The sequence below is a fragment of the Pseudomonas sp. M1 genome (assembly GCF_022760135.1).
Classification (GTDB): domain Bacteria; phylum Pseudomonadota; class Gammaproteobacteria; order Pseudomonadales; family Pseudomonadaceae; genus Pseudomonas; species Pseudomonas citronellolis.
The window spans coordinates 2,018,853-2,045,174 of sequence record NZ_CP094343.1; the positions used below are offsets into that span (position 1 = coordinate 2,018,853).

The window sequence follows — 26,322 nt, forward strand, 5'->3', positions numbered from 1 at the left end:
CTCCTGTTGTTGTGATGGCCGCAGTCTACGAAGGCGGCCGATGACTTGCAGATGACCCCTGCAGCCAGTTTAGTATCCAACCCCGCCATTCCTTGCGCGCGCTGACAACAAGAAGAACCGAGATGCCTGAGCGTACCACCCTGTCCAGTTGGGTTCGTGGGATCCTCCTTGCCATCGAGCTGGAGGGGCTGGACAGCCGCGAGCTGTTCGCCGAGCTGGGCCTGGACCTTGCCGTCCTCGCCGACCCGGACGCGCGTTTCCCCCAGGACGACATGACGCGCCTGTGGCAACTGGCCGTGCAGCGCAGCGGCAATCCGGCCATCGCCCTCAATTTCGCCCGTGTGCACACCCCGGCGTTTCCGGTGCTGGGGTATTCGATGATGTCCAGCCGCACCCTGGCCGAAGCCTTCGAGCGCCTGGAGCGTTACCAGCGGATCATCGCCGAGGGGGCGGACGCGAGTTTCCGCCGCCTGCCCGAGGGCTGCCTGTTCAGCGTGCAGGTGCATGGCGACCGCCTGTTGCCGCCACGGCAGAGCGCGGAAAGTTCGCTGGCCAGCATGATCGCCCTGGTGCGCTGGATCACCGGGCGCGACATCCGCCCGCTGGAGGTCCGCCTGGCGGGCGAACCGCCGGTCGACCTGGCGCCCTACCAGGCGCTGTTCCAGGCGCCGCTCAGCCATGGCCACGGGCAGTGCGCCATGCTGTTTTCCCACGAGGACATGAATGCGCCGCTGCCCACGGCCAACGCCGAACTGGCGCGCCTGCACGACCGTTTCGCCGGCGAGTACCTGGCGCGCTTCGGCAGCAGCCGCTTCAGCCACCAGACGCGCCAGGTGCTGTGCCGCCTGCTGCCCCAGGGCGAGCCGCGGCGCGAGGTGGTGGCGGAAATCCTCCACTTGTCCGAGCGCACCCTGCAGCGGCGCTTGCAGGAGGAGGGCAGCAGCTACCAGCAACTGCTCGACGACACCCGCCGCGAGCTGGCCCAGCAGTACCTGGCGACGCCGCACATGACGCTGCTGGAGATCGCCTACCTGCTGGGGTTCTCCGAGCCGAGCAACTTCTTCCGCGCCTTCCGCCGCTGGTTCGGGGTGACGCCGGGGGAGTATCGGGAGCGGTTGTAGGCGGTCGAGGGCGGTGATTGTAGGAGCGGGCCCTGCCCGCGAATCGCGCGCAGGGCGCGCTCCTGCATGGGCACGGTGTTGGGACAACCCGCAGGAGCGGATCTTATCCGCGAATCGCGCCGATACGTCCGGCTATCGCGGACAAGGTCCTACTGCATGAGCGAGCATGGCTTTTCGTAGGATGGTGTTGAGCGAAGCGATACCCATCACCGCAACCGCATGGGTTTCGCCAAGGCTCAACCCATCCGTTGAGGCGCATCTCGGTGCAGCCGGCAAGACGGTTGCTCCTACGCCCGTGTCTCCTGGAACCGTAGGAGCGGACTCCGTCCGCGATTATCCGCGCAGGCTCAGAAGAACGACCGCGACGCCTTGAAGGTCACGGCGCTGTCGCAATAGGCGTTGTGGCCGGAATAGGCGGTGCAGTCCGTCCCGCTCAGGCTGCTGCCGCTGTAGGAGAAGTTCAGGTCCAGGCCCAGCCAGGGGCGGCTGAGGTTCACCGACCAGTCGTTGAAGCCGCTGACATAGCCATTGGTCACGCTCACCGGGTTTTCCAGGCTGTAGCTGGCGTATTTCAGCGTCAGGTCGAAGCCCAGCGGCGGCGTCAGGCCCAGGTCGGCGAACAGGGTGGCGCTGCTGCGCCCGGCGCTGTTGCTGTAGGCGGCGCCCAGGCGGCTGCCGAAGATCGACAGGCCGCCGTAGACGTCCTGGGTGTCCAGGTCCGGCCGCTGCGGGTGCACGTAGCGGATGCTGCCCAGCTCGTAGCCGAGGCGGCCATTGCCCAGCGGGCGCTTGAAGCCGGCGTAGGAATCGACTTCGGTGGGCTTGTCCGGTTCCAGGTTGGCGGCCCAGCCGCCGAAGTACCAGCCCGAGGCGTGGCTGGCGTCGAGCCCGCCGTGCAGGCTGTCCAGGCCGCCGGGCTGGACCAGGCCCTGGGCCATGCTGCGGGCCGGCGAGGTGGCGAACTTGAGGTCGAAGTCGCCGAGTTGGCGCTGCATGACCTGGGCATTGGCGGCCAGGCTGGCGCACAGCGTGGCGCCCAGCAGCAGACGGTGGATGATCATGGCTCCCCCCTAGATCTTCGAAATGCTCCTTGGCAGGTGCGGTCCCCTCCGCACCTTTACAGGGTAAAGCCATTCGGTGACCGGGCAATGACCGGCGGTCCATTTGTCGGCCGGAGCGAACCTTTGCGTACCGGCGCTCGCCGAGGTTGCCGGGCCGCGGACTAGCTGCTAAATCTTCCCCAGCATGCGCAGTCCATTCAGCAGGGAGGCCTCCATGGCCATCACATCCGTACCTTCGGCCGACGGCCAGGAACTGACCATCGTCGTCCAGGGCCGCTTCGACTTCGGTGCGCACCAGGAATTCCGCGACGCCTACGAGCGCGTCGAGACCACCCCGCGGCGCTACGTCGTCGACCTCAAGGGCGCCACCTACCTGGACAGCTCGGCGCTGGGCATGCTCCTGCTGCTGCGCGACCACGCCGGCGGCGAACATGCGCAGATCAGCCTGGTGCACTGCAGCCCGGACGTGCGCAAGATCCTCTCCATCTCCAATTTCGAACAACTGTTCCGCATCTCCTGAGCCGTGGCGGTCATGGCCAACTTCCTCACGGTCCTGATCGCCGACGACAACGCCGCCGACCGCCTGCTGCTGTCCACCATCGTCAGCCGCCAGGGCCACCGCGTGCTGACCGCCGCCAACGGCCTGGAGGCCCTGGCGCTGTTCGAGCAGGAGCGCCCGCAACTGGTGCTGATGGACGCCCTGATGCCGGTGATGGACGGCTTCGAGGCGGCGCGGCGGATCCGCCGCCAGGCCGGCGAGGAGCTGGTGCCGATCATCTTCCTCACCTCGCTGAGCGAGACCGAGGCCCTGGTGCAGAGCCTGGAGGCCGGCGGCGACGACTTCCTCTCCAAGCCCTACAACCGAGTGATCCTCGAAGCCAAGATCCGCGCCATGGGCCGCCTGCACCACCTGCAGCGCGAGGTGCTGGCGCAACGCGACCTGATCGCCCGGCACAACGAGCACCTGCTCAACGAGCAGCGGGTGGCCAAGGCGGTGTTCGACAAGGTGGCGCATTCCGGCTGCCTGAACGCGCCGAACATCCGCTACCTGCAGTCGCCCTTCGCGCTGTTCAACGGCGACCTGTTGCTGGCCGCCTACAAGCCCTCCGGCGGCATGCACGTGCTGCTCGGCGACTTCACCGGCCACGGCCTGCCGGCGGCCATCGGCGCCATGCCGCTGGCCGAGGTGTTCTACGGCATGACCGCCAAGGGCTACCCGATCGCCGACATCCTCCGCGAGATGAACGCCAAGCTGAAGCGCATCCTGCCGGTGGGAGTGTTCTGCTGCGCCAGCATGCTCAACCTGAGCTTCCAGCGCGGCCTGCTGGAGGTGTGGAACGGCGGCCTGCCCGACGGCTACCTGTTCCGCCAGGGCCGCGAACTGCAGCCCCTGGTGTCGCGCCATCTGCCGCTGGGCATCCTGGAGCCGGCGGCCTTCGACGAGCGCTGCGAAGTCTTCCCCATGGAGGACGGCGACCGCGTGCTGCTGTTCTCCGACGGTGTACTGGAGGCGAGCAACCCGCAGGGCGAGATGTTCGGCGAGCAGCGCCTGCGCCAGGTGTTCGAGGAGCAGCGCGACGCCTCGCGGCTGTTCGACGGGGTGAAGGCGGCGCTGGTGCGCTTCCGCGGCGAGGCCCAGGACGACCTGAGCATGCTGGAGGTGGCCCTGGTGCCCGACGCCAGCCTGCAGCGGCCGCCGCTGGCGTTTTCCGAGAGCGGGCTGGGCGGCACCCAGGACTGGTCCTGCAGCTTCGAATTCCGCTCCCCTACGCTGCGTCACTTCAACCCCCTGCCGTTCCTGCTGCAGCTGCTGATGGAGGTGCATGACCTGCGCCCCCGCGGCGGGGCGCTGTACACGGTGCTCGCCGAGCTCTATTCCAATGCCCTGGAGCACGGCGTGATGGGCCTGGAGTCGCGCCTGAAGTGCGACGCCCAGGGCTTCGCCCGCTACTACGAGGAACGCCGCAGGCGCCTGGAAAGCCTCGACCACGGCTTCGTGCGCTTCCACATCGACCTCGCCCCCCATGGCGACGGCGGCCGCCTGCTGGTGCGGGTGGAGGACAGCGGCAACGGCTTCGACGTCAATGCCGTGCTGCAAGCCCAGGCGCAGTGCGCGCCGGGTTCCTTCAGCGGCCGCGGCCTGACCCTGGTGCGCAGCCTGGCCGACCGCTGCCAGTGGTCGGCGGACGGCAAGTCGGTGTCCGTGGAGTTTTTCTGGTCCGCTCAGGCATAATCCGGCACTTCCCGTGCGCCGGCCCTGGCCACGGGTAGCCAGGGAGCGAGCGAATGTCCGATGTGCATCTCGACGATGCCGTACTGAAGGCTTTGCGGGAGGTGATGGCGGAAGAGTTTCCGCTGTTGCTGGACACCTTCGTCGCGGATTCCGAGGAGCGCCTGCGCAACCTCCACGAGGCCCTGGCGGAACTCGACGGCCAGGCCCTGCGCCACGCCGCGCACAGCTTCAAGGGCAGCTGCGGGAACATGGGCGCGCCGGCCCTGGCCGCGCTGTGCAAGCGCCTGGAAGACGCCGCCCGGCAGGGCGACATGGCCAAGGCCGCCGGGCTGATCGAGCAGGTCGAACGCGAGTTCGCCATCGTCCGCATCCTGTTGCGCCAGCAGCGCCTGCAGCGTTCCTGACGAGCGATCCGGGAAACTGGCCCGGCCCTTGCTATCTCCGTGTCATCGACGCAAACGAGAACGGAGATCGCCGATGGCTGTCGCCCCGGACATCCTACTTTCGCCGACCGCGCCAGCGAGCCCCCGGACATCCCCGTCCAGGGCCGCGCAGGATTCGGCCAACACCAGCAACGACAAGGGTTCCAGCTTCGCCGACGTCTACGCCCAGGAGAGCCGGCCGGCCGCCAAGGAGCGCCCGCAGGCCCAAACCAAGGCCAGCCGCGACAAGCCGCGCGGGCAGGACGACGCGCCGGCCAAGGACAGCGCCAAGGCGCCGGAAGCCGGCAGCGAGCAGCCAAAGGTTGCCGATGGCGGCAAGCCCTTGCCGGCCCAGGAACAGGCGTCGACCGACGACGACGGCCAGCAGCCGCCCGACCCCAGCCTCGACCCGCTGCTGGCGCTGGCCATGGGCGCGCAGCCGCCGGTGCAGGACAGCGCCGCGCAGCTCGGCCAGGCCCAGCTCAACGCCGCCAACAGCGATGGCGACCTGCAGAAGCTCAACCAGGCCCAGGGCGTGGCCCTGTTGCCGGAGACGGGCGCCGAGGAGGTGACCCAGGCCTTGCAGCTGCCCACCGCCGGCAAGGGTGAAATCAACCTCAAGCTGACCGACGACCAGGGCAAGGGCGACGCCAAGCTGGACATGACCAGCCTGCTGGCCGGCCTCAAGGATGCCCAGGGTTCGACCGAGGCCAAGGCCACCGATGCCGCCGGCGAGCTGGCCGGGCAGTTGGCCGACGACGTGGCGCAACCCAAGACCGAGACGCGCAACGAGAGCTTCGCCCATCGCCTGGAGGCCATGACCCAGGCGCTCAACGGCACCCAGCAGGCGCTCACCAGCCGCCCGGTCAACCCGCAGGTGCCCGGCCAGCCGGTGGCCATGCAGCAGAACGGCTGGACCGACCAGGTGGTGGACCGGGTGATGTGGATGTCCAGCCAGAACCTGAAGTCCGCCGACATCCAGATGGAGCCGGCCGACCTCGGGCGCCTGGAAGTGCGCATCCACATGACCGGCGACCAGACCCAGGTGACCTTCGCCAGCGCCAGCGCCGGCGTGCGCGAGGCCCTGGACAGCCAGCAGCACCGCCTGCGCGAGATGCTCGGCCAGCAGGGCATGAACCAGGTCAACGTCAACGTCTCCGACCAGTCCCTGGCCCGCGGCTGGCAGGGCCAGGGCCAGCAGCAGGGCAACGCCCGCGGCGGCGCGGCCACGGCGGGCGCGGAAGGCGACGACGAGCCGGTGCTCAGCGGCGTCAGCGAAATCCGCGCGCGGCCGCAGCTGGGTGGGTTGGGGATGGTGGATTATTACGCCTGACGCCGGCCCTGCCGTTCCCACACCACCGGTTGGCAGCGCTTTCGTAGGAGCGAGCCGGCGGAGCACTCTCGTAGGATGGCGTTGAGCGAAGCGATACCCATCGCCAGGGTCGCATGGGCATCGCAAGCGCAAAGCCCTGCACTTCCGCCATCCCGCACGCCGCCCCTCGCTCCGCTCATCGGCAGCCTGTAATATCCGCCGCGGCGGCCGGGCATGACCTGGCACAGCCCTTGCTCCTATCCTTATGGACAGGCAACGGACCGCGCAAGTGACGGATTTCTGGCATGGCTAAGAACGATCAGCAGACCACTCCACCCGCCGAGGGCGGCGCCGGCAAGGGCCGGCTCAAGCTCATCATCATCCTGGGCCTGGCCTTCCTGCTGGCGGTCGGGGCGTCGGTGGGCGGCACCTGGTTCTTCCTCAGCCGCGGCGCCAAGCCGGCCGAGGCGCCGGCCGCGGAGGCCGGCAGCGGCAAGAAACCGGCGCTCTACGAGGTGCTGGCGCCGTCCTTCGTGGTCAACTTCAATCAGGGCGGGCGGCAGCGCTACCTGCAGGTCGCCGTGGCCCTGATGGGCCGCGACCAGGCCCAGCTGGACGCCCTGCGCGAACAGATGCCGCTGGTGCGCAACCAACTGGTGATGCTGTTCTCCAGCCAGAATTTCGACGCCTTGACCACCCCGGTGGGCAAGGAGATGCTGCGACAGCAGGCGACCGCCAGCATCCAGGAACTGGCCAAGAAGGCCACCGGTCAGTTGACCGTGGAACAGGTGCTTTTCACCAATTTCGTACTCCAGTAGGTAAGCCGCCATGGCTGTGCAAGATCTGCTCTCCCAGGACGAAATCGACGCGCTGCTGCACGGCGTCGACGACGGCCTGGTGGAAACCGAAGTCGATTCCGACCCCACGGCGGTCAAGTCCTACGACCTGACCAGCCAGGACCGCATCGTCCGCGGTCGCATGCCGACCCTGGAGATGATCAACGAGCGCTTCGCCCGCTACACCCGCATCAGCATGTTCAACCTGCTGCGGCGCTCGGCCGACGTCGCCGTGGGCGGCGTACAGGTGATGAAGTTCGGCGAGTACGTGCATTCGCTCTACGTGCCCACCAGCCTCAACCTGGTGAAGATGAAGCCGCTGCGCGGCACCGCGCTGTTCATCCTCGACGCCAAGCTGGTGTTCAAGCTGGTGGACAACTTCTTCGGCGGCGACGGCCGCCACGCCAAGATCGAGGGCCGCGAGTTCACCCCCACCGAGCTGCGGGTGGTGCGCATGGTCATCGAGCAGGCCTTCGTCGACCTGGCCGAGGCCTGGAGCGCGGTGCTGCCGATCACCTTCGAGTACGTCAACTCGGAAGTGAACCCGGCCATGGCCAACATCGTCAGCCCCAGCGAGGTGGTGGTGGTCTCCACCTTCCATATCGAGCTGGACGGCGGCGGCGGCGACCTGCACATCACCGTGCCCTACGCGATGATCGAGCCGATCCGCGAGATGCTCGACGCCGGCTTCCAGTCCGACGTCGACGACCAGGACGAGCGCTGGCAGAACGCCCTGCGCGAGGACATCCTCGACGTCAACGTGCCGGTGGACGCCACCGTGGTGCGCCGCCAGCTGCGCCTGCGCGACATCCTGCACATGCAGCCGGGCGACGTGATCCCGGTGGAGATGCCCGAATTCATGGTGATGCGCGCCAACGGCGTGCCTTCCTTCAAGGTCAAGCTGGGTTCGCACAAGGGCAACCTGGCCTTCCAGATTCTCGATCCGCTCGAGCGCCCGCGCTGAGCGCATCCCCCCAGAGGACCCGACAATGGCAGATGAAGACAAAGTGACCCCCGAGGAGCAGGCCCTGGCGGACGAATGGGCCGCGGCCCTGTCCGAGGCGGGCGACGCCAGCCAGGACGACATCGACGCGATGATGGCCGGCAACGCCGCGCCGGCCGCCCCGGTGGCGCCGCGCGCGCCCATGGAGGAGTTCGGCATGGCGCCGCGGGCGCCGACCATCGCCGGCCTGGAAGGGCCGAACCTGGACGTCATCCTTGACATCCCGGTGACCATCTCCATGGAGGTCGGCCACACCGACATCACCATCCGCAACCTGCTGCAGCTCAACCAGGGCTCGGTGATCGAGCTCGACCGCCTGGCCGGCGAACCGCTGGACGTGCTGGTCAACGGCACCCTGATCGCCCACGGCGAGGTGGTGGTGGTGAACGAGAAGTTCGGCATCCGCCTGACCGACGTGATCAGCCCCAGCGAACGCATCAAGAAGCTGCGCTGATGATGGCCCGCCTGTTCGCGCTGTTCTGCGCCCTGCCGCTGGCGGGGCTGCTGCCCCTGGCCCGGGCCGCCGATGAGCCGGCCACCGCGCCGGCGCCGGCCATCGTCCACGCCAGCGCCTCGCCGAGCCTGATCACCGGCAGCGCCGGGGCCCAGCTGCTGCAGCTGCTGTTCGGCCTGGTGCTGGTGGTGGCGCTGATCTTCCTGCTCGCCTGGCTGGTGCGCCGGGTGCAGCAGATCGGCCCGCGCGGCAACCAGGCGATCAAGCTGGTGGCCAGCCAGGCCCTGAGCCCGCGCGACCGCCTGCTGCTGGTGCAGGTGGGCGAGGAGCAGATTCTCCTCGGCCTGACCCCCGGGCGCATCACCCCGCTGCACGTGCTCAAGGAGCCGGTGCGCGGCGTCGAGGCCGGCGAGCAGCCGGCGCCGCCGGAATTCGCCCAGCGCCTGCTGGAGCTGCTGAACAAGGACAAGGGCCGCCCGCAATGAGCTTCCCCGCCTTCGCCCAGGCACTGCGCCGCTGCCTGCCGCTGCTGGCCGTGCTGCTGGCGCTGCTCGCGCCCCAGGCCTTCGCCGCCGACCCGCTGCAGGTCCCGGCGATCACCGTGACCACCAACCCGCAGGGCCAGCAGGAATACTCGGTCAGCCTGCAGATCCTGCTGATCATGACGGCGCTGAGCTTCATCCCGGCGTTCGTCATGCTGATGACCAGCTTCACCCGGATCATCATCGTCTTCGCCATCCTGCGCCAGGCGCTGGGCCTGCAGACCACGCCGTCGAACCAGATCCTCGTGGGCCTTGCGCTGTTCCTCACCCTGTTCGTCATGGCGCCGGTGTTCGACAAGGTCAACAGCACCGCGCTGCAGCCCTACCTGAACGAGCAGATCCAGGCCCCGGAGGCGCTGAGCCGCGCCGAGGTGCCGCTGAAATCGTTCATGCTGGCGCAGACGCGGCAGTCGGACCTGGACCTGTTCGTGCGCCTGTCCAAGCGCACCGACATCGCCAACGCCGACGCCACGCCGCTGACCATCCTGGTCCCGGCCTTCGTCACCTCGGAGCTGAAGACCGCGTTCCAGATCGGCTTCATGATCTTCATCCCGTTCCTGATCATCGACCTGGTGGTGGCCAGCGTGCTCATGGCGATGGGCATGATGATGCTGTCGCCGCTGATCATCTCGCTGCCGTTCAAGATCATGCTGTTCGTCCTGGTGGACGGCTGGGCGCTGATCATCGGCACCCTGGCCGGCAGCTTCGGCACCGTTTGACTAGAGAGGAGGGCGCGCCATGACCCCGGAAGTCGCCGTCGACCTGTTCCGCCAGGCACTCTGGCTGACCGCCATGATGGTCGCCATCCTGGTGCTGCCGAGCCTGCTGGTGGGCCTGGTGGTGGCCATGTTTCAGGCCGCCACGCAGATCAACGAGCAGACCCTGAGCTTCCTGCCGCGCCTGCTGGTGACCCTCGGCACCCTGATCGTCCTCGGCCCCTGGCTGGTGCGCGAGTTGATGGAGTACACCCAGGGCCTGATCACCAGCATCCCCACGCTGATCGGCTGATGCTGGAACTCACCAACGCGCAGATCGGCGCCTGGGTCGGCAGCTTCGTGCTGCCGCTGTTCCGCATCGCCGCGCTGCTGATGACCATGCCGATCTTCAGCAACCAGATGGTCCCGGCGCGGGTGCGCCTGTACCTGTCGCTGGCCATCGCCGTGGTGCTGGTGCCGACGCTGCCGCCGATGCCCCAGGTCGACGCCCTGAACCTGCGCGCCATGCTGCTGGTGGGCGAGCAGGTGCTGATCGGCGCCATGCTCGGCTTCACCCTGCAGCTGTTCTTCCATGTCTTCGTGGTCGCCGGGCAGCTGCTGTCGATGCAGATGGGCCTGGGCTTCGCCTCCACCGTGGACCCGGCCAACGGCATCTCGGTGCCGGTGATGGGGCAGTTCTTCAGCCTGCTGGTGACCCTGCTGTTCCTGGCCATGAACGGCCACCTGGTGGTGCTGGAGGTGATCGCCGAGAGCTTCGTCACCCTGCCGGTGGGCCAGGGCCTGTCGGGCGAGCACCTGTACACCGTGGCCGGCAAGCTCGGCTGGGTGCTCGGCGGCGGCCTGCTGATCGCCCTGCCGGCGGTCACCGCGCTGCTGGTGGTGAACCTCGCCTTCGGCGCCATGACCCGCGCCGCGCCGCAACTGAACATCTTCTCCATCGGCTTCCCGCTGACCCTGGTTATGGGCTTCATCATCGTCTGGATCGGCACCGCCGAAATCCTCTCGCAGTACCAGGACCTCGTCCGCGAGGCCCTGGCGCTGCTCCGTGAACTGGTGGGAGCGCGCTGATGGCGGAAAGCGAGAGCGGCCAGGACAAGACAGAGGAACCCACAGAGAAACGTCGCCGCGAGGCCCGCAAGAAAGGCCAGCTGCCGCGTTCCCGCGAGCTCAACACCCTCTCCGTGCTGATGGCCGGGGCCGGCGCGCTGCTGGTCTACGGCGCGCACCTGGCCGAGGTGCTGATGGGAGTGATGCGCAACAGCTTCGAGATGTCCCGCGAGACGGCGATGCGCAGCGAGAGCATGCTGCAATTGCTGGGCACCGCCGCGCGCGGGGCCGCCGAGGGGCTCTGGCCGATCCTGCTGGTGCTGCTCTGCGCCGCCCTGATCGGGCCCATCTCCCTGGGCGGCTGGCTGTTCTCCGGCGAGGCCCTGGCGCCCAAGTTCAGCCGCATGAACCCGCTGGAAGGGATCAAGCGGATGTTCTCCGCCAAGTCGGTGCTGGAGCTGTTCAAGGCGCTGATCAAGTTCGTCGTGGTGCTGGCGGTGGCGGTGCTGGTGCTGCGCTCGGACAAGGAGGCGCTGCTGGCGCTGCTGCACCAGCCGCTGCAGACGGCCATCGTGGAAAGCGTCAAGGTGGTGGGCTGGAGCGCCTTCTGGATGGCCTGCAGCCTGCTGCTGATCGCTGCCGTGGACGTGCCCTACCAGCTCTGGGACAACCGCCAGAAGCTGCTGATGACCAAGCAGGAAGTGCGCGACGAGTACAAGGACTCCGAGGGCAAGCCCGAGGTCAAGGCCAAGGTCCGCCGCCTGCAGCGCGAGATGGCGCAGCGGCGCATGATGCAGGCGGTGCCCGATGCCGACGTGGTGATCACCAACCCGACGCACTTCGCCGTGGCCCTGAAGTACGACGCCGCAGCCGGCGGCGCACCGCGCCTGCTGGCCAAGGGCAACGACTTCCTCGCCCTGAAGATCCGCGAGGTGGCCCAGGAGCACAAGGTCACGGTGCTGGAGTCGCCGGCCCTGGCCCGTGCGGTCTACTACTCCACCGAGCTGGACCAGGAGATTCCCGCCGGCCTCTACCTGGCGGTGGCCCAGGTGCTGGCCTACGTCTACCAGCTCAGGCAGTTCCGCGCCGGCAAGGGCAAGCGCCCGGGGCCGATGCCCGACGTGCCCATCCCGCCGGACCTGCGCCGCGACGAGTGAGGCACCGCGTTCGTCGCCCGCCATTGACGGCTGCCGCTGGCGGCCTTCACTTTCACTTGAGGGCCGGTGGCGCGTGCCGTGGTACGACCTGAACGGAGTCGGACCACAACACGGGATTGCTGCCATGGCCAAGGTATTGCTGACCGCCGCGCTGCGCGGCGAATACGAACAACTCTTCAACAGCTGCCAGATCCGCCCGGCGCGCGCCGCCGAGGTGGAGGCGCTGGTCGAGCGCATCGAGGACAACCAGCCGCGCTACGCCGAGGTCGGCAAGGCCCTGGGCATCCCCTGGGGTTTCATCGGCGTGGTGCACTGCATGGAAAGCGGCCTGCGCTTCGACCGCCACCTGCACAACGGCGACCCGCTGACGGCGCGCACCGTGCAGGTGCCGGCGGGGCGGCCGAAGGAGGGCAAGCCGCCGTTCACCTGGGAGGAAAGCGCCGAGGACGCCCTGCGCCTGAAGCGCCTGGGCGCCGCCACCGACTGGAGCCTGGCCGGCACCCTCTACCAGCTGGAGGCATACAACGGCTTCGGCTACCGGCTGTACCACCCCCACGTGCTCTCGCCCTACCTGTGGAGCTATTGCAACCACTACCAGAGCGGCAAGTACGTGCAGGACGGCACCTGGTCCGATAGCGCCCAGTCCAAGCAGTGCGGCGCCGCGGTGCTGCTGCGGCGCATGGCCGAGCGCGGCCTGCTGGAGTTCGTCGACCAGCCCAAGCCGAGCGCTGCCCAGCCGCTGCTGGTGAACTACTCCATGAGCCTCTCCGAGGACGCCGCCGAGGTGCGCCGGGTGGAGGAACTGCAGACCTGGCTGAACAGCTTCCCGGGCGTCTTCGTCAAGATCGACGGGGTGCCCGGCAAGCGCACTTCCGAGGCCTGGCGCCTGGTCACCGGCGTCTATCTGCCGGGCGATCCGCGCGCGCGGCGGCGGGCGGCCGCCTGAGACTCACCAGATGGGGATGCTGTAGTTGGCGATCAGGCGGTTCTCGTCCATGTCCGCGCCATGGCTGCTGCGCGCGGTCACGTTGCGCCAGCGCAGCGACAGCCCCTTGAGCGGCCCGTCCTGCAGGGTGTAGGCCAGGTCGCTGTCGCGCTCGTACTCGTGGCCGTCCTCCAGGCCCGCGCCGCGGCGGATGTCGTCGCCGCGGGTGTAGCGGGTCATGAAGCTCAGGCCGGGAACGCCGAGGGAGGCGAAGTCGTAGTCGTAGCGCATCTGCCAGGACTTCTCCCCCGGCTGGGTGAAGGTCTGGATGGTCATCAGGTTGTGCGAGTAGGGCGGGGTGTAGCCGTTGAGGGTGGGGAAGCCGTCGTCGCCGATCATCTTCTGGTAGGCCACGCCGATGGCATGGGCGCCGGCGCGCAGGGTGAACATCATGCTCAGGTTGCGGTTGTCCACCGGGCCGGAGATGGCTTTGCCGTCGTCGTCGCTGTCGAAGTAGCGCAGGTCGCTGCGCAGCGACAGGCCCTCGGCCAGCGGCAGGGTGTGCACCAGGCCGTAGTAGTGCTGCTGGTAGATGTCCTTGAGCTGGCCGTAGAAGTAGCTGGCGGTCAGGTTCGGGGTGAAGGCGTAGCTGGCGCCGGCGAGGTTGAACTCGTCGCTGGCGAAGGCCTTGCTGCGGCCCATGATGTACATGTCGTCGTTGCCCGCCGACTCGCGGGTGCGCGACTTCCACAGCTGGCCGGCGGTGAGCGTCAGCCCGTCGATCTCGTTGGAGGTCAGCAGGGCGCCGTCGAAGGTCTGCGGCATCAGGCGCACGTCGTCGCGGAACACCACCGGCAGCTGCGGCTCCAGCAGGCCGATGTTCAGCTGCGTCTTCGAATAGCGCAGCTTGGCGGTCAGCCCGGCGTGGCTGTAGTCGTCCACCGGCTCGCGGGAGTTGGGCCCGAAGGGCAGGGTGCCGTCGCCGCTGCGCCCGCGCCCGGAATCGAGCTTGACGCCGAGCAGCCCGGTGGCGTCCAGGCCGAAGCCGATGGGGCCTTCGGTGAAGCCCGACTGCAGGCGCAGGACGAAGGCCTGGGACCAGTTGCCGGCCTGGGATTGCGCGGCGTTGTCCTGGCGGTAGTCGCGCAGCTGGTAGAAGTTGCGCAGGTCCAGGCGGCCGCTGCTGTCGTCGATGAAATCGGCCTGGGCGGCCAGCGGCAGCAGGCCGGTGGCCAACAGGCCGAGGCGGAACGGAATGCGCTTCTGAAGGTGTGTGGCGGACATGCTCTTCCCCTTGTTGTTCTTGTTTTGTTCTTGTTCTTCGCTCCTCGGCGGGAGCGAGCGGGGAGAGGTTGTATCACATAATTAATTTGTTAACGATATGCCGGAACAACCCGGAACTTTCCTCCTGCGGATCGGCTGTTTTCCGCGGAATACGCGCCGTTGCCTGCTTGAGAAAGCCTTCATCCCGGTGTTCATAGGCCTTTCAGGGGCGTCTCATAACATTTTGTCACATTTGCCCGGATGGCAATCCGCCGCCTGATTCGCTGGGCGTATTGTTAAAATATTAACTATGTGCCTGAATCTAGCCCCCGGGCGCCACCAGGTGTCCACCCGACGATAAGAACAACACCGAGGTAACGGCATGAAGAAATCCTCCTTCCTGGCCCTGCTGCTCGCCTGTGGCAGCCTGGCCCCGGCCGTGGCGGCCGAGCGCGTGACGCTGAAGATCGCGCACTTCCTCCCGGCCAGCTCCAACGCCCAGCAGCACGTCATCCAACCCTGGTGCGACACCCTGGCCCGCGAGTCGGAGCAGCGCATCCAGTGCCAGATCTACCCCTCCATGCAGCTCGGCGGCACCCCGGGGCAACTGCCGGACCAGGTGCGCAACGGCGTGGTGGACATCGTCTGGACCGCCCCCGGCTACTCGCCCGGGCGCTTCCCGCGCAGCGAGGCGGTGGAGCTGCCGTTCATGCTGCCGGCCAACGGCGTGCAGGCCTCGAAGATCATCTGGCAGTTCTACCAGCAGGCCCTGCAGGAGGATTACAAGGGCTACCGCGTGCTGGCCCTGCACAGCGACGGCGGCATGCAGCTGCACACCACCGGCAAGGCGGTGCGCAGCCTGGAAGACTTCAAGGGCCTGAAGCTGCGCGCCTCCTCGCGCATGAGCGCCCGCCTGGCCACCGGCCTGGGCGCGGCGCCGGTGAGCATGCCGGCGGCGCAGCTCACCGAGTCGCTGTCCAAGGGCGTGATCGACGGCGCCCTGGCCAGCTGGGAACTGATCCCGGCGCTGAAGCTCGACGAGGTGACGCAGCACCATACCGACGTGCCGGAAGGCCGCCCGACCTTCTCCATCACCCTGCTGGGCATGCTGATGAACCCGCGCAGCTACGAGCGCATGCCCGACGACCTCAAGGCGATCCTCGACCGCAACAGCGGCGACGCCCTGGTGCAGCGCTTCGGCGAAGCCTGGGAGAACGAACTGGCGCGGGCCCGCGACATGGTCGCCAGGGACAGCGTCGCCAGCTTCGAGCCGGCGGCCTACCAGAGCCTGCGTGAGGCCGGCGACAAGGTCACCGCCGAGTGGGTGGCCGACGCCGAGGGCAAGGGCCTGGCGGGCGGGCAACTGGCCGACCGGCTGCGCGAGCTGTCCCGGGCCGCCGGCGTCGAGCTGTAAGGGGTGGCCGCGATGAGCGAGATGCTGTCCCTCGAAGGCGCCGTGCCGGCTCGCGGCAAGGGCCTGCCGGTGCGCCTGCTGGAATCCGTGGCGCAGGGCTTCGCCTATTTTGGCGGCGCCCTGCTGCTGGCCCTGGTGGGCATGTCCCTGGTGTCCATCGTCGGCCGCAAGCTGTGGTCGACGCCGGTCACCGGCGACATGGAGCTGCTGGAAATGGGCGCGGCGGTGGCCATCGCCGCCTTCCTGCCGCTGTGCGAGATGCGCAACAGCCACATCCGCGTGGAGATGTTCTCCAACTGGATGCCCCTGGCCGTGCGCCGTGGGCTCGATGCCGTGGCGCACCTGCTGTTCGCCGCGGTCGCCGCGGTGCTGGCCTGGCGCACCGGCCTGCAGGTGCTGGAGGCCCACGCCCACGAGGACAGCAGCACCCTGCTGGCGGTGCCGCACTGGATCCCCCTGGCGCTGGTGGTGCCGAGCCTGGCGCTGCTGTGCCTGTGCGCCCTGTGCCGCAGCCTGCTGGCGCTGCTGGAAGAAGGAGCCGGACGATGAGCGCAATGGCCCTGGGCCTGTGGATGTTCGCCGGCCTGCTGGCGATGCTGGTGCTGCGCGTGCAGGTCGGCGTGGCGATGTTCCTGGCCGGCGCGCTGTGCTTCCTGGTGATCAATCAGGGCGACCTCAGTGCCTTGCTCTATACCCTCAACAACCTCGCCTACGCGCGCCTGTCCAACTACGACCTGGCGGTGATCCCGCTGTTCGTGCTGATGGGCCAGTTCGCCACCCACGGCGGTCTGTCGAAGGCGCTGTTCCGCTGCGCCTCGGCCTTCATCGGCCACTGGCGCGGCGGCCTGGCGCTGTCGGCGGTGGGCGCCTGCGCCGGCTTCGGGGCGATCTGCGGCTCGTCCCTGGCCACCGCGGCGACCATGGGCCAGGTGGCCCTGCCGGAGCTGGCGCGGCACAAGTACTCCGGGCGCCTGGCCACGGCCTCGGTGGCGGCCGGCGGCACCCTGGGCATCCTCATCCCGCCGTCGGTGCCGCTGATCATCTACGCGGTGCTGACCCAGGAATCCATCGCCAAGCTGTTCGTCGCCGCCATGCTGCCGGCGCTGGTCGCGGTGATCGGCTACATGCTGGTGATCCGCATCCAGGTCGCCCGCGACCCCAATGCCTGCCAGCCGGCGCCCAAGGCCAGCGGCCGCGAAAGGCTGGCGGCCTTCGTGCAGATCCTGCCGATCCTGGCGATCTTCCTGGTGGTGATCGTCGGCATCTACGGCGGCTGGGCCAACCCCACCGAGGCGGCCTCCATCGGCGCCGCGGCCTGCGGCCTGCTGGCGGTGCTGCGCGGCGGCATGCGCTGGGACGGCCTGGGCAAGAGCCTGACCGGCACCGCCGAGGCCAGCGCCATGATCTTCCTGGTGCTGCTGGGCGCCGACCTGCTCAACTCCGGCCTGGCGCTGACGCAGATGCCGGTGGAACTGGCCACCTGGGTCCGCGACAGCGGCCTGGCGCCGCTGCTGGTGCTGGCGGTGATCCTGCTGATCTACCTGCTGCTGGGCTGCGTGATGGACTCGCTGGCGATGATCCTGCTGACCATCCCGATCTTCTACCCGATGATCATGGGCCTGGAGTTCTTCGACCTGACGGCGGGGGAGAAGTCCATCTGGTTCGGCATCCTGGCGTTGATGGTGGTGGAGATCGGCCTGATCCACCCGCCATTGGGGATGAACCTGTTCATCGTCAACAAGCTGGCGAAGGACGTGCCCTACATGGAAACCGCCAGGGGCGTGCTGCCGTTCCTCGCCTCCGACCTGCTGCGCATCGTGCTGCTGGTGCTGGTGCCGGGGTTGTCGCTGTGGTTGTTGAGTTTCTGAGCCGCGCGTTCCCGCACCTGTAGGAGCGGGCCCTGCCCGCGATTCGCGCGCAGGGCGCGCTCCTATGAGGGGTGGTGTGGGGTGGGTATGGCATTCCATTGTAGGAGCGAGCTTGCTCGCGAATGGGGGTTGCCGGGGGGATCGGTGTTGGGTTCAAGAGCTCCCTCTCCCCAGCCCTCTCCCTGAAGGGAGAGGGGGCTTGTCCGTGCCGGCGGATAGGAATGGTTTCAACCTGAACCTTCATTTCCGGCTGACGCCGAAATATCCACATTCACCGAACGGTCCCCTCTCCCTTCAGGGAGAGGGTTAGGGAGAGGGAACGGAGTCAACCCAAGACACTAATATCCCCGGCAAACTCCCCCTCACCTCAATACGCAATACAAACCGACTTCCCCTCCGTGAACCCCTCGATCGCCGCCCGTCCGAACTCCCGTCCCAGCCCCGACTGCTTGTAGCCGCCGAACGGCAGGTTGGGGTCCACCGGCACGTGGTTGTTGACCCACACCGTGCCCGCCTCGATCCGCGGGATCAGGTCCATCACCCGGCCCAGGTCGTTGCTCCAGATGCTGGCTGCCAGGCCGTAGGGGTTGTCGTTGATCTGCGCCACGGCGGCGTCGAGGTCGTCGTAGCTCAGCACCGAGAGCACCGGGCCGAAGATTTCCTCGCGGGCGCAGGCCATGCCAGCGTTCACCCCGGCCAGCACCGTCGGTTCGACGTAGTAGCCGGGAAGCTCCGGGCGGCCTCCGCCGCAGACGAATTGCGCGCCCTGTTCCCGGGCCAGGGCCAGGTGGCGCAGCACGCTGTCCTGCTGGCGGCGCGAGACCAGCGGGTTGACCTGGGCCTGCGGGTCCAGGCCCGGGCCGATGCTCAGCTTGCCCACCTGTTCGCCCAGGCGCTCGACGAACTCGGCGTGGCGGCTGGCGTGGACGAACAGCCGTGAGGCCGCCGCGCAGACCTGGCCCTGGTTCAGCAGGCCGCCGCCGATGGCGCCGGCGACGGCCTTGTCCAGGTCGGCGTCGGGCAGCACCAACATGGGGTTCTTGCCGCCCAGTTCGAGGGTGAAGCGCGTCATGTTCTGCAGGGCCGCGCCGCCCACCAGCTTGCCCACCGCGGTGGAGCCGGTGAAGGACACCTTGTTCAGCAGCGGGTGCGCCACCAGCGCCGCGCCGGCTTCGGCGCCGCCGAGCAGGACGTTGAAGACGCCGGCGGGGATGCCCGCCTCGATGGCCAGCTCGGCCACGCGCAGGGCGGTCAGCGGCGTCTCGTCGGCCGGCTTGATGACGATGGCGCAGCCGCAGGCCAGGGCCGGCATGACCTTCCACAGGGCGATCATCAGCGGGAAGTTCCACGGCACTATGCCGGCCACCACGCCCACCGGTTCGCGCCGGGTGTAGGCGGAAAAGCGCGCGCCGGCCGGCATCGGGATGGACACGTCCAGTGTCTGCCCCTCGATCTTGGTGGCCCAGCCGGCCATGTAGCGCATGTAGCCGAGGGAGGCGCCGACCTCAATGGCCCGGGCGATGTGGATCGACTTGCCCTGTTCCAGGCTTTCCAGCTGCGCCAGTTCCTCGGTGTGGCGCTCCACCAGTTCGGCGAAGCGCAGCAGCAGGCGTTCCCGCTCGCTCGGCGCCAGGCCGCTCCAGATGCCGGAGCGGAAGGCGCGGTGGGCCGACTGCACGCAGGCGTCGACCTGCTCCAGGTCGGCCAGGCGCACCTCGGCCAGGGGGCTGTCGTCGGCAGGGTTGCGCAGGGTGCGGCGGGCGTCGCCGCGCGGCGCGCATTGTTCGCCGTCGATGAAGGAGGCGTGGGCGCGGGCGAGATAGGCCTGCACCTCCGGGAGGATCGGGATCAGCGGGCTGGACATGGGCAACTCCTGGGCTGCGATGGTCGATGGCCCAGGCTAGCCGCGGCGCGCGCCGGCGGCTTGTCCGAGCCTGCCAGGCGGGCATGACCGCGGCTGCCGCCCTGGCAGCCATGGACAAGTCCGCCGGCAAGCCTGGGCAAGACGCCAGCAGGCGCCGGGCGCAGAGTGTCGGCCAGGCCCCATCGTGCCGCCCCTGCCTAAGCCACAACAAACCAGAACATCTGCTTAGAGGCCCACCACCATGTCCATCCAGCAGCAGCTCGACGCGCACCTCAAGCGCGGCACTGTCGGTTTTCCCACCGCCCTGGCCAGCACCATCGGCCTGATCATGGCCAGCCCGGTCATCCTCACCGCCACCATGGGCTTCGGCATCGGCGGCAGCGCCTTCGCCGCGGCCATGGTGATCGCCGTGCTGATGATGCTGGCGCAGTCCACCACCTTCGCCGAGGCGGCCTCGATCCTGCCCACCAGCGGCTCGGTGTACGACTACATCTCCTGCGGCATGGGGCGCTTCTTCGCCATCACCGGGACCATCGCCGCCTACCTGATCGTCCACGTCTTCGCCGGCACCGCCGAGACCATCCTTTCCGGGGTGATGGCGCTGGTGAACTTCGAGCACCTCAACACCCTGGCCGAGTCCGCCGGCGGCTCCTGGCTGCTGGGCGTGGGCTTCGTGGTGGTGTTCGGCATCCTCAACGTGTTCGGCGTCAACGCCTTCGGCCGCGCCGAGGTGGTGCTGACCTTCGGCATGTGGAGCACCCTGATGGTGTTCGGCGTGCTCGGCCTGCTGGCCGCCCCGGCGGTGCAGCTGGACGGCTGGTTCGGCGCCTCGCTGGTGGGCACCGACCTGCAGACCATCCTCTCGCTGGTGGGCATGGCCATGTTCATGTTCGTCGGCTGCGAGTTCGTCACCCCGCTGGCGCCGGACCTGCGCAACTCCGCCAAGGTGATGCCGCGGGCCATGGCCCTGGGCCTGTTCGGCGTGGCCTCGTGCATGTTCATCTACGGCGCGGCGATGAAGCGCCAGGTGGAGAACGTGCTGCTCGACCCGGCCGCCGGCGTGCACCTGCTGGACACGCCCATGGCCATCCCGCGCTTCGCCGAGCAGGTGATGGGCCAGGTCGGCCCGCTGTGGCTGGGCGTGGGCTTCCTGTTCGCCGGCGCCGCCACCATCAACACCCTGATGGCCGGCGTGCCGCGCATCATGTACGGCATGGCCGTGGACGGCGCGCTGCCCAGGTGCTTCGCCTACCTGCAGCCGCGCTTCAAGACGCCGGTGCTGTGCATCCTGGTGGCGGTGCTGATCCCCTGCCTGCACGCCCTGTGGCTGCGCGGCAACACCGACCACATCATGAACCTGGTGCTGGCCGCGGTCTGCGCCTGGAGCACCGCCTACCTGCTGGTGACCCTCTCCGTGGTGCTGCTGCGCATCCGCCGCCCGGACCTGCCGCGGGCCTATCGCTCGCCGCTGTTCCCGCTGCCGCAGGTCGTCTCCAGCGTCGGCATCCTCATCGGCATGTGGTACATCACCCCGCCGGGCATGAACCCCGCCGACATCTACGTGCCCTTCGCCGTGATGCTCGGCCTCACCGCCGCCTACGCGCTGGTCTGGACCCTGCTGGTGCAGAAGGTCAACCCGTTCCGCCCGGTGCCGGTGGAAGAGGTGCTGGAGAAGGAGTTCCGCGCCGAGCCCGGCATCCATTCCAGCGAGTTCTACGGCCATGCTTCCAAGGCTGTCTGACTGGCTGCGCCGGCCGCCCTTGGGCTACCGCCCGGGGGTGACCCTGGAGCAGGCCCGGCGCAACCTCGGCGGCCTGGCCTTCGAAGCCCTGGAGCCCGGCGCCGGGCGCTTCAGCACGGTGGACGGCGGGTTGGTCTTCGAGCTGCGCGAGCGGCCCCAGGCGCAGTTCCTCATGCACCTGGTGCTCACCGAGTTCGTCGTCGAAGGGCCGGCGGCGCACGCCGGCGAGGCGCGCTTCGAGCTGCGCCACCAGGGTGTGCTGCGGCGCCAGGGCGTGGAATGCCGCCAGCGTTCCGGCGACCCGGCCCTGGGCGCGCGCCTGGCCGAGCGCCTGGCGGCCGACGAGCACCTGCAACGGGCGCTGCCGCCGCTGGACTTCAAGCGCCTGGAGCTGGAATTCGGCGTCGGGCGCTGGCGCATCCGCCTGGAACATATGGCCGCCAGCGAGGTGGTCAATCGCCTGCCTAGCTTCCGCCGCTACCTGCGCCTGGAGCGCGAACAGCGCGATCACCTGCTGCGCGCGCTGTTCCACCTGGGGCGCCTGCTCGGCGAACTCTGAGCGCGGCTTGCCGCGCTGCTTTCATTTACAGGTTATCCACGCCCACTGGCATGCCAGCTGCATAGGAAACGGCTGTCAGAAATCCGTTGCGGGCATTTCGATAACATGTTAACTGTTTCGCGACAACAACAACGCCACCCCACGGAGGTGCGTATGCAAGCCCATCATGCCGCCCAGGTCGGGCTGGAAGGCTGGAGCGCGGCGCTGCGCTCGATCTGCGGTCAGTTCGAGACGCAGCTGGCCTTCAGTCGTTCGCTGTTCATCGGCGAGATCCACGCGCAATCGCACTCCGGCCTGACCATGGCGCACCTGCGCACCAATGCCGGGCTAATCGCCCGCAAGCGCCTCAATGCGGACCAGGACGACGACCGCCACTGCTTCCTGATCAGCCAGCGCAGCGGCTTCTCCCAGGTCAGCCAGAACGGCGTGGACATCCAGCTGGCCCCCGGCGAGCTGCTGCTGATGGATTCGGTGGGCAGCTGCGAGATCACCCCCTTCGGCCTCATCGAGCACGCCTCCCTGCACCTGCCGCGCGCGGCGCTGGACAAGGTGCTGCCCGGGCGCAGCAAGTTCGGCAAGGTCTCCGCCGCCTGCGCCAGCGGGCGCATGTTGCACCTGCTGGTGGACCAGCTGTGCCGCGAGTCCGGCTCGAACCCCGCCGGCGCCGAAAGCGAGGCCCTGGAGAACGCCTTCATCGCGCTCCTGCCCACGGCCCTCGGCGCCCACGGTGAGACGCCCGGCAGCGAGGCGCTGCAGGGCGGCAACCTGCGCAGCTACGTGCAGAAGGTCATCGACGAATCCCTCACCCAGCCGGGCCTGAACCCCCAGGGCCTGGCGCAGCGCCTGAACATCTCGGTGCGCCATCTGTACCGGCTGTTCGAGGAGCAGGGCGACAGCGTCTGCCGCTACATCCAGCGCGCGCGCCTGCAGCGCAGCGCCGACGACCTGGCCAACCCCATCCTGCGCGGCGAGTCGATCACCACCATCGCCTACAAATGGGGCTTCACCGACTCGGCGCACTTCAGCCGCGCCTTCAAGAAGCACTTCGAGCGCTCGCCCAAGGACTACCGCGCCAGCGCCCTGAGCGTGGCCTGAGTCAGAGCAGCTGGTCGATGAGCACGGCGTTGCTGTAGATCAGGCTGCCGTCGCTGGCGCGGTGGCCCACCAGGTGGAAGTGGCCGCGTTCCTCCTGGTCCAGGTAGACGCGCATCCGGCAGTCGGACAGCGGGCCGTAGCCCTCGGGCAGGTCCAGTTCCAGGGTGCTCATGTCGACGTCCACCCAGGCCTCGCGCTCGTGGGTGCGCTGCAGTTCTTCCTCGGCGTCTTCCAGGTGCCGGCGGTCGGTGCCGCTGAGGTAGAAGTGGATGTCCTCGATGGGCATGGACTTGGCGTCGGGGTCGGGCTTGTACCAACCTTCGATGGTCAGGGTGCTCATGGCGTGGCCTCCAGTTCTTCGTCGGCCGGCACGGATGCCCGGCCTTCTCCTGGATTGGACCACGGGTTCGCCGGGCTTTCTTCCACGCCTGGACAAACGGATCGGCGGCCGCCGCGGGTGCGCCGGCCGCCGATGGCTCAGGCCGCCAGTTGCCGCGCCAGGTCCCGCACGCGCTGGTGGAGGAAGGCCGCCACCTCGCTGCCCGGTTGCTGCAGGCCGAGGAATTCCAGCAGCGGGTCTTCCACCGCGGTGCGGATACCGCTCAGTTCCTCCAGCACCGCCAGGCCGCAGAAGGGTACGTAGGCTTCGGCGTAGCCGCCCTCGTGGACCAGCACCAGGCGCCCGTCGCAGAGCTGCTCGGCGGCTTCGCGCAGGCGCGCGGTCATGGCGCGGAACGAGCCGCTGTGCAGCAGCATGCGCGCCAGCGGGTCCACGGCGTTGGCGTCGTAGCCGCAGGCGACGATGATCAGTTGCGGGCGGAAACGCCGCAGGGCCGGCAGGACGATCTCGTCCAGCGCCTGCAGGTAGGCGTCGTGGCCGCTGCCGGCGGGCAGCGGGACGTTCAGGTTGGCGCCCAGGCCGGCGCCGCGGCCGCGGTCGGCGGCGCCGCCGTAGCCCGGCGGGAAGCAGTTCTCCTGGTGCAGCGAGACGCTCAGCACGTCGCCGCGCTCCTCGTAGATGGCCTGGGTGCCGTTGCCGTGGTGCACGTCCCAGTCCACCACCGCGACCCGCTCGATGCCGTGCCGCGCCCTGGCCGCCTCGATGGCGATGGGGATGTTGGCCAGCATGCAGAAGCCCATGGCCTGGTCGGCCAGGCAGTGGTGGCCCGGCGGGCGCGACAGCGAGTAGGCGTTGTCCGCCTCGCTGCGCAGCACGCAGTCCACCGCGGCCATGGCCAGGCCGGCGGAGAGCCTGGCGATCTCGTAGCTGCCCGGGCCGATGGGCGCGTGGTCGCCCAGCTCGCCGCCGCCGGCGTCGCTCAGGGCCTTGAAGCGCTGCAGGTAGTGCTCCGGGTGGACGCGCAGCAGGTCCTGCTCGCTGGCCGGCTCGGCGCTGCGCAGGTCCAACTGGCGGGTGAGGCCGGAAACGTCCATCAGGTTCTTCAGGCGCCGTTTGCTTTCCGGCGATTCGGCATGGCCGCCGCCGGCCGGCGGCTGCACCCAGCCGCCCACGGGCAGGAACAGGGCGTGCTGGCTGGCGCTGTGCCAGAGGCTCAGCTCATCGAAGAAGAATGCGGTGCGTCGGGTCATGGAAGGCTCCATTCATAGGTGTTCACAGGGATTCACAGGGGTTGCGCAGTGGCGGCCGCCGCGCGCGGGCGGCTGCCGAGGATCAGTGGCAGGGACAGCGCGGTGAGCGCGGCGGCGCCCAGCAGCAGGCCGTGGAAGCCGCCGTCGGCGCCGATCAGCCGCCCGCCGAGGGCCGGGCCCAGGGCCAGGCCGGCGCCTATCACCAGGTTGCTCAGGCTCATCAGCCGGCCGCTGGCGTCCAGCTCGGCGAGGCAGGCGAGGATGAAGGGCAGGGCGTAGGTCCAGGTGAACTTGAACAGCAGGGCGGCCAGGGCGAAGCGCGCCAGGCCCGGGGTGCCGAGCAGCAGGAGGATGGCCAGGGCCATCAGCGCGAAACCGGCGGCCAGCTGGCCCTCGCGGCGCCAGCGCTCGCCCGCCAGGCTGGCGCAGGTGGCGCCGGCGATGCCGGCCAGGGTAGCCACGGCCAGCACCTCGCCACCCAGGGTGGCGGCCAGCCCGGCGCGCTCGCCGATGGCGCCGACGAAGGTCCAGACCGCGCTGAGGGCGACGTAGAAACCCAGCAGGCCGAGGATGGCGGCGGCGATCTTCCAGCGCGGCGCCTCGACGGTCCTGCGCGGGCCGGTGGCGGCCATGGCGCCGCTCGGCAAGGCGCGCGCCAGCGGCAGCGCCAGTAGCATCAGCGCGGCCAGGGCCAGGTAGCCAGCGCCCAGGCCGTAGGCCTGGTACAGGCGCGGCAGCACGGCCAGGCCGACGGCCCCGAGCACCAGTTGGCCCAGCACCCAGATGCCGTAGGCGCGGCTGGGGTTGGGCATGCCGGCAGCGCAGGACAGGCAGAGGATCATCAGCGAGCCGCCGCAGAAGGCGCTGAGGGCGCGCAGCACGAGCAGCGCCTGGTAGCCGCCGGCGTTCGCCGAGGCCAGGTTGGCGAGGATGAAGCCCAGCGCCGCCAACAACCCGGCCAGGCGCCAGTCCACGCGCCTGAGCCAGAACAGCGAGGGCAGGGTGGCCAGGCTCATGGCGCCCAGCTCGACGGCGAACAGGTCGCCGATGCGCGCCGGCTCCAGGTGCAGCTGGGCGGCCAGCTGGCTGGCGATGGCCGGGGCGGTGAGCAGCACCGCGGGAGTGATGGCGGCGAACAGCACCACGGCCGCCAGCAGGGCCGGCGAGGGAGTACGCGGAACAGTCATGGCGGCGACCTCAGAAGGCATGGACGAAGCGCAGCAGCAGGTTGTCCTGGGCATACGCGTTGGCGGTGGAGACATTGCGGGTGAGGCCGAGCAGCACCTGGTTGCGCTTGTCCAGCCAGTGGCCGACCTCGAAACCGGCCTGGGTGTAGCGCTGGTGGCTGTCGTCGATGTCGTGGCCGCCCAGGCGCAGGGCGCCGCCGTCGGCGGCGATCAGGCGCAGCGCGGCATAGGTGGCGGGGGTGAAGTCGTAGGAGGCGAAGGCCTGCAGGCGGTACAGCGGCTTCTGTTCGAGGGTGGCGCCGAGGTAGTCGTCGTTGTTGCCGTAGAGCTGGGCTTCCAGGTTGGCTTCCAGCACCCAGTTCTCGCCCACGCCGCGGGTGTAGTTGTAGTTCAGGTGCAGGGCCCAGCGGTTGGCGCCGGGCGACACGCCCGGGTCCTTGGCGTGGTATTCGCCCAACGGCAGGCTGACCAGGGCCAGCAGGCCGCTGTAGGTGCGCGTCTGCGGCTCGTCGATGAAGAACAGCGTGCCGCCCACCTGTGGGTCGCCCACCCCGCGCTCGCGGCTGCGCTCGGCGGCGCCGGGGCCGCGCGCCTCGATGTCGGCGTAGGGCACGATGAACTGCGGCGTGCACAGGCGCCCGCAGATGTCGCTGAACCACAACTGGCGGTAGGCCAGGGCATTCACCTTGAGGTCGGCCTTGCCGCTGCTGTCCGCCGCGCCGTGGTAGTCGTCGGAGCGCGTCAGCGGCAGGTAGGTCACCCCCAGGCTGGTGCCCACGGGGGCGGAAAAGAAGTCGCGGGCGTTGAGGTCGGCGGCCTGGGCCGGGCCGAGGTACAGCGCGCCAAGGGCGCAGAGCGAAAGGCTTCGGTGCAGCTTCATGGTGGTTTTCTTCTTCTGTCGGTGAGGCGGGC

General features: G+C 69.0%; 27 protein-coding genes. 20 read left to right on the forward strand and 7 right to left on the reverse strand.

The genetic code is table 11. The features are described from left to right. The first annotated feature begins 122 nt into the window (after positions 1 to 122). Positions 123 to 1,121: an AraC family transcriptional regulator gene (locus PM1_RS09225; protein ID WP_009621616.1), complete on the forward strand. Its 999-nt coding sequence runs from the start codon at positions 123 to 125 to the stop codon at positions 1,119 to 1,121. A 347-nt stretch (positions 1,122 to 1,468) separates the two neighbouring features. Here PM1_RS09225 and PM1_RS09230 read toward each other — a convergent pair whose 3' ends face one another. Continuing rightward, positions 1,469 to 2,182 carry a TorF family putative porin gene (locus PM1_RS09230; protein WP_009621618.1) on the reverse strand — a complete coding sequence of 238 codons (714 nt, stop codon included), beginning with the start codon at positions 2,180 to 2,182 and terminating at the stop codon, positions 1,469 to 1,471. 214 nt (positions 2,183 to 2,396) lie between these two features. On the opposite strand from PM1_RS09230, the gene PM1_RS09235 reads away from it, so the two are divergent. The 13 genes from PM1_RS09235 (at position 2,397) to PM1_RS09295 (ending at position 12,850) form a co-directional block, all read left to right on the forward strand. Further along, positions 2,397 to 2,702, forward strand: coding sequence for an STAS domain-containing protein (locus PM1_RS09235; protein WP_009621621.1), 306 nt, complete (start codon positions 2,397 to 2,399; stop codon positions 2,700 to 2,702). Between the two features lie 12 nt (positions 2,703 to 2,714). Next, positions 2,715 to 4,415, forward strand: a complete 1,701-nt coding sequence (locus PM1_RS09240) for an ATP-binding SpoIIE family protein phosphatase (RefSeq protein WP_009621623.1) — start codon at positions 2,715 to 2,717, stop codon at positions 4,413 to 4,415. Positions 4,416 to 4,468: 53 nt separating this feature from the next. After that, positions 4,469 to 4,819, forward strand: a complete 351-nt coding sequence (locus PM1_RS09245) for an Hpt domain-containing protein (protein WP_009621625.1) — start codon at positions 4,469 to 4,471, stop codon at positions 4,817 to 4,819. A 73-nt stretch (positions 4,820 to 4,892) separates the two neighbouring features. Continuing rightward, complete coding sequence (locus tag PM1_RS09250) at positions 4,893 to 6,170, forward strand: flagellar hook-length control protein FliK (protein WP_009621627.1); 1,278 nt, start codon at positions 4,893 to 4,895, stop codon at positions 6,168 to 6,170. A gap of 284 nt (positions 6,171 to 6,454) precedes the next feature. Continuing rightward, the gene (gene fliL / locus PM1_RS09255; protein WP_009621628.1) at positions 6,455 to 6,967 is read left to right on the forward strand and encodes a flagellar basal body-associated protein FliL; all 513 of its coding nucleotides are present in this window, start codon (positions 6,455 to 6,457) and stop codon (positions 6,965 to 6,967) included. Between the two features lie 10 nt (positions 6,968 to 6,977). Beyond that, positions 6,978 to 7,949 carry a flagellar motor switch protein FliM gene (gene fliM / locus PM1_RS09260; protein ID WP_009621629.1) on the forward strand — a complete coding sequence of 324 codons (972 nt, stop codon included), beginning with the start codon at positions 6,978 to 6,980 and terminating at the stop codon, positions 7,947 to 7,949. 25 nt (positions 7,950 to 7,974) lie between these two features. Continuing rightward, positions 7,975 to 8,442, forward strand: coding sequence for a flagellar motor switch protein FliN (fliN, locus tag PM1_RS09265; RefSeq protein WP_009621630.1), 468 nt, complete (start codon positions 7,975 to 7,977; stop codon positions 8,440 to 8,442). Beyond that, positions 8,442 to 8,927, forward strand: a complete 486-nt coding sequence (fliO, locus tag PM1_RS09270; protein WP_009621631.1) for a flagellar biosynthetic protein FliO — start codon at positions 8,442 to 8,444, stop codon at positions 8,925 to 8,927. Before fliN ends, fliO begins: the two co-directional genes overlap by 1 nt. Continuing rightward, positions 8,924 to 9,703 (forward strand): flagellar type III secretion system pore protein FliP, encoded by a 780-nt coding sequence (gene fliP, locus PM1_RS09275; protein WP_009621632.1) that lies wholly within the window; start codon positions 8,924 to 8,926, stop codon positions 9,701 to 9,703. The genes fliO and fliP overlap by 4 nt, the downstream gene beginning before the upstream one ends. 19 nt (positions 9,704 to 9,722) lie before the next feature. Beyond that, entirely contained in the window at positions 9,723 to 9,992 is a 270-nt protein-coding gene (fliQ, locus tag PM1_RS09280; RefSeq protein WP_009621633.1) for a flagellar biosynthesis protein FliQ, read from the forward strand. After that, positions 9,992 to 10,768 (forward strand): flagellar biosynthetic protein FliR, encoded by a 777-nt coding sequence (gene fliR, locus PM1_RS09285; protein ID WP_009621634.1) that lies wholly within the window; start codon positions 9,992 to 9,994, stop codon positions 10,766 to 10,768. The genes fliQ and fliR overlap by 1 nt, the downstream gene beginning before the upstream one ends. Beyond that, positions 10,768 to 11,904, forward strand: coding sequence for a flagellar biosynthesis protein FlhB (flhB, locus tag PM1_RS09290; RefSeq protein ID WP_009621636.1), 1,137 nt, complete (start codon positions 10,768 to 10,770; stop codon positions 11,902 to 11,904). Before fliR ends, flhB begins: the two co-directional genes overlap by 1 nt. Before the next feature lie 124 nt (positions 11,905 to 12,028). After that, on the forward strand, positions 12,029 to 12,850 hold the full coding sequence (locus tag PM1_RS09295) for a hypothetical protein (RefSeq protein WP_009621638.1): 822 nt from the start codon (positions 12,029 to 12,031) through the stop codon (positions 12,848 to 12,850). 3 nt (positions 12,851 to 12,853) lie between these two features. On the opposite strand, the gene PM1_RS09300 is transcribed toward PM1_RS09295, so the two are convergent. Further along, entirely contained in the window at positions 12,854 to 14,113 is a 1,260-nt protein-coding gene (locus PM1_RS09300; protein WP_009621640.1) for an OprD family porin, read from the reverse strand. Positions 14,114 to 14,474: 361 nt separating this feature from the next. Here PM1_RS09300 and PM1_RS09305 point away from each other — a divergent pair, with 361 nt between their 5' ends. The 3 genes from PM1_RS09305 to PM1_RS09315 are packed head-to-tail and all read left to right on the forward strand — an operon-like array spanning position 14,475 to position 17,374. Continuing rightward, positions 14,475 to 15,506, forward strand: a complete 1,032-nt coding sequence (locus PM1_RS09305; RefSeq protein ID WP_009621642.1) for a TRAP transporter substrate-binding protein — start codon at positions 14,475 to 14,477, stop codon at positions 15,504 to 15,506. 12 nt (positions 15,507 to 15,518) lie between these two features. Further along, positions 15,519 to 16,055 carry a TRAP transporter small permease gene (locus tag PM1_RS09310; RefSeq protein WP_009621645.1) on the forward strand — a complete coding sequence of 179 codons (537 nt, stop codon included), beginning with the start codon at positions 15,519 to 15,521 and terminating at the stop codon, positions 16,053 to 16,055. Then, complete coding sequence (locus tag PM1_RS09315; protein ID WP_009621647.1) at positions 16,052 to 17,374, forward strand: TRAP transporter large permease; 1,323 nt, start codon at positions 16,052 to 16,054, stop codon at positions 17,372 to 17,374. Before PM1_RS09310 ends, PM1_RS09315 begins: the two co-directional genes overlap by 4 nt. A 367-nt stretch (positions 17,375 to 17,741) precedes the next feature. Here PM1_RS09315 and PM1_RS09320 read toward each other — a convergent pair whose 3' ends face one another. Next, positions 17,742 to 19,238: an aldehyde dehydrogenase family protein gene (locus PM1_RS09320; protein WP_009621649.1), complete on the reverse strand. Its 1,497-nt coding sequence runs from the start codon at positions 19,236 to 19,238 to the stop codon at positions 17,742 to 17,744. A 241-nt stretch (positions 19,239 to 19,479) separates the two neighbouring features. Between PM1_RS09320 and PM1_RS09325 the strand changes: the two genes are divergently transcribed. The 3 genes from PM1_RS09325 to feaR all read left to right on the forward strand — a co-directional run bounded on the left by PM1_RS09325 (position 19,480) and on the right by feaR (position 22,633). Continuing rightward, on the forward strand, positions 19,480 to 20,979 hold the full coding sequence (locus tag PM1_RS09325) for an APC family permease (protein ID WP_009621651.1): 1,500 nt from the start codon (positions 19,480 to 19,482) through the stop codon (positions 20,977 to 20,979). Next, positions 20,960 to 21,538 (forward strand): DUF3156 family protein, encoded by a 579-nt coding sequence (locus PM1_RS09330; protein ID WP_009621652.1) that lies wholly within the window; start codon positions 20,960 to 20,962, stop codon positions 21,536 to 21,538. The genes PM1_RS09325 and PM1_RS09330 overlap by 20 nt, the downstream gene beginning before the upstream one ends. A gap of 153 nt (positions 21,539 to 21,691) precedes the next feature. After that, entirely contained in the window at positions 21,692 to 22,633 is a 942-nt protein-coding gene (feaR, locus tag PM1_RS09335; protein WP_009621653.1) for a transcriptional regulator FeaR, read from the forward strand. Between the two features lies 1 nt (position 22,634). Here the strand turns inward: feaR and PM1_RS09340 are convergent, their stop codons facing one another. From PM1_RS09340 to PM1_RS09355, 4 genes are all read right to left on the reverse strand, one after another. Continuing rightward, positions 22,635 to 22,973: a hypothetical protein gene (locus tag PM1_RS09340; protein ID WP_009621654.1), complete on the reverse strand. Its 339-nt coding sequence runs from the start codon at positions 22,971 to 22,973 to the stop codon at positions 22,635 to 22,637. 137 nt (positions 22,974 to 23,110) lie between these two features. After that, a complete protein-coding gene (locus PM1_RS09345; protein ID WP_009621655.1) occupies positions 23,111 to 24,223 on the reverse strand; it encodes a class II histone deacetylase in 1,113 nt (370 codons plus the stop codon). 32 nt (positions 24,224 to 24,255) lie between these two features. Next, a complete protein-coding gene (locus tag PM1_RS09350; protein ID WP_009621656.1) occupies positions 24,256 to 25,410 on the reverse strand; it encodes an MFS transporter in 1,155 nt (384 codons plus the stop codon). Between the two features lie 10 nt (positions 25,411 to 25,420). Then, a complete protein-coding gene (locus tag PM1_RS09355) occupies positions 25,421 to 26,290 on the reverse strand; it encodes a transporter (protein ID WP_009621657.1) in 870 nt (289 codons plus the stop codon). Positions 26,291 to 26,322 lie beyond the last annotated feature (32 nt).

Coding starts and splice junctions, on each gene's coding strand:
- PM1_RS09320 (WP_009621649.1), bottom strand. CDS start 19,238: ATGTCCAGCCCGCTGATCCCGATCCTCCCGGAGGTGCAGGCCTATCTC.
- flhB (WP_009621636.1), top strand. CDS start 10,768: ATGGCGGAAAGCGAGAGCGGCCAGGACAAGACAGAGGAACCCACAGAG.
- PM1_RS09305 (WP_009621642.1), top strand. CDS start 14,475: ATGAAGAAATCCTCCTTCCTGGCCCTGCTGCTCGCCTGTGGCAGCCTG.
- PM1_RS09315 (WP_009621647.1), top strand. CDS start 16,052: ATGAGCGCAATGGCCCTGGGCCTGTGGATGTTCGCCGGCCTGCTGGCG.
- PM1_RS09295 (WP_009621638.1), top strand. CDS start 12,029: ATGGCCAAGGTATTGCTGACCGCCGCGCTGCGCGGCGAATACGAACAA.
- PM1_RS09245 (WP_009621625.1), top strand. CDS start 4,469: ATGTCCGATGTGCATCTCGACGATGCCGTACTGAAGGCTTTGCGGGAG.
- PM1_RS09330 (WP_009621652.1), top strand. CDS start 20,960: ATGCTTCCAAGGCTGTCTGACTGGCTGCGCCGGCCGCCCTTGGGCTAC.
- PM1_RS09325 (WP_009621651.1), top strand. CDS start 19,480: ATGTCCATCCAGCAGCAGCTCGACGCGCACCTCAAGCGCGGCACTGTC.
- PM1_RS09300 (WP_009621640.1), bottom strand. CDS start 14,113: ATGTCCGCCACACACCTTCAGAAGCGCATTCCGTTCCGCCTCGGCCTG.
- PM1_RS09350 (WP_009621656.1), bottom strand. CDS start 25,410: ATGACTGTTCCGCGTACTCCCTCGCCGGCCCTGCTGGCGGCCGTGGTG.
- fliP (WP_009621632.1), top strand. CDS start 8,924: ATGAGCTTCCCCGCCTTCGCCCAGGCACTGCGCCGCTGCCTGCCGCTG.
- fliM (WP_009621629.1), top strand. CDS start 6,978: ATGGCTGTGCAAGATCTGCTCTCCCAGGACGAAATCGACGCGCTGCTG.
- fliN (WP_009621630.1), top strand. CDS start 7,975: ATGGCAGATGAAGACAAAGTGACCCCCGAGGAGCAGGCCCTGGCGGAC.
- fliR (WP_009621634.1), top strand. CDS start 9,992: ATGCTGGAACTCACCAACGCGCAGATCGGCGCCTGGGTCGGCAGCTTC.
- PM1_RS09225 (WP_009621616.1), top strand. CDS start 123: ATGCCTGAGCGTACCACCCTGTCCAGTTGGGTTCGTGGGATCCTCCTT.
- PM1_RS09250 (WP_009621627.1), top strand. CDS start 4,893: ATGGCTGTCGCCCCGGACATCCTACTTTCGCCGACCGCGCCAGCGAGC.
- PM1_RS09235 (WP_009621621.1), top strand. CDS start 2,397: ATGGCCATCACATCCGTACCTTCGGCCGACGGCCAGGAACTGACCATC.
- PM1_RS09310 (WP_009621645.1), top strand. CDS start 15,519: ATGAGCGAGATGCTGTCCCTCGAAGGCGCCGTGCCGGCTCGCGGCAAG.
- PM1_RS09240 (WP_009621623.1), top strand. CDS start 2,715: ATGGCCAACTTCCTCACGGTCCTGATCGCCGACGACAACGCCGCCGAC.
- PM1_RS09340 (WP_009621654.1), bottom strand. CDS start 22,973: ATGAGCACCCTGACCATCGAAGGTTGGTACAAGCCCGACCCCGACGCC.
- PM1_RS09355 (WP_009621657.1), bottom strand. CDS start 26,290: ATGAAGCTGCACCGAAGCCTTTCGCTCTGCGCCCTTGGCGCGCTGTAC.
- fliQ (WP_009621633.1), top strand. CDS start 9,723: ATGACCCCGGAAGTCGCCGTCGACCTGTTCCGCCAGGCACTCTGGCTG.
- PM1_RS09230 (WP_009621618.1), bottom strand. CDS start 2,182: ATGATCATCCACCGTCTGCTGCTGGGCGCCACGCTGTGCGCCAGCCTG.
- fliO (WP_009621631.1), top strand. CDS start 8,442: ATGATGGCCCGCCTGTTCGCGCTGTTCTGCGCCCTGCCGCTGGCGGGG.
- feaR (WP_009621653.1), top strand. CDS start 21,692: ATGCAAGCCCATCATGCCGCCCAGGTCGGGCTGGAAGGCTGGAGCGCG.
- fliL (WP_009621628.1), top strand. CDS start 6,455: ATGGCTAAGAACGATCAGCAGACCACTCCACCCGCCGAGGGCGGCGCC.
- PM1_RS09345 (WP_009621655.1), bottom strand. CDS start 24,223: ATGACCCGACGCACCGCATTCTTCTTCGATGAGCTGAGCCTCTGGCAC.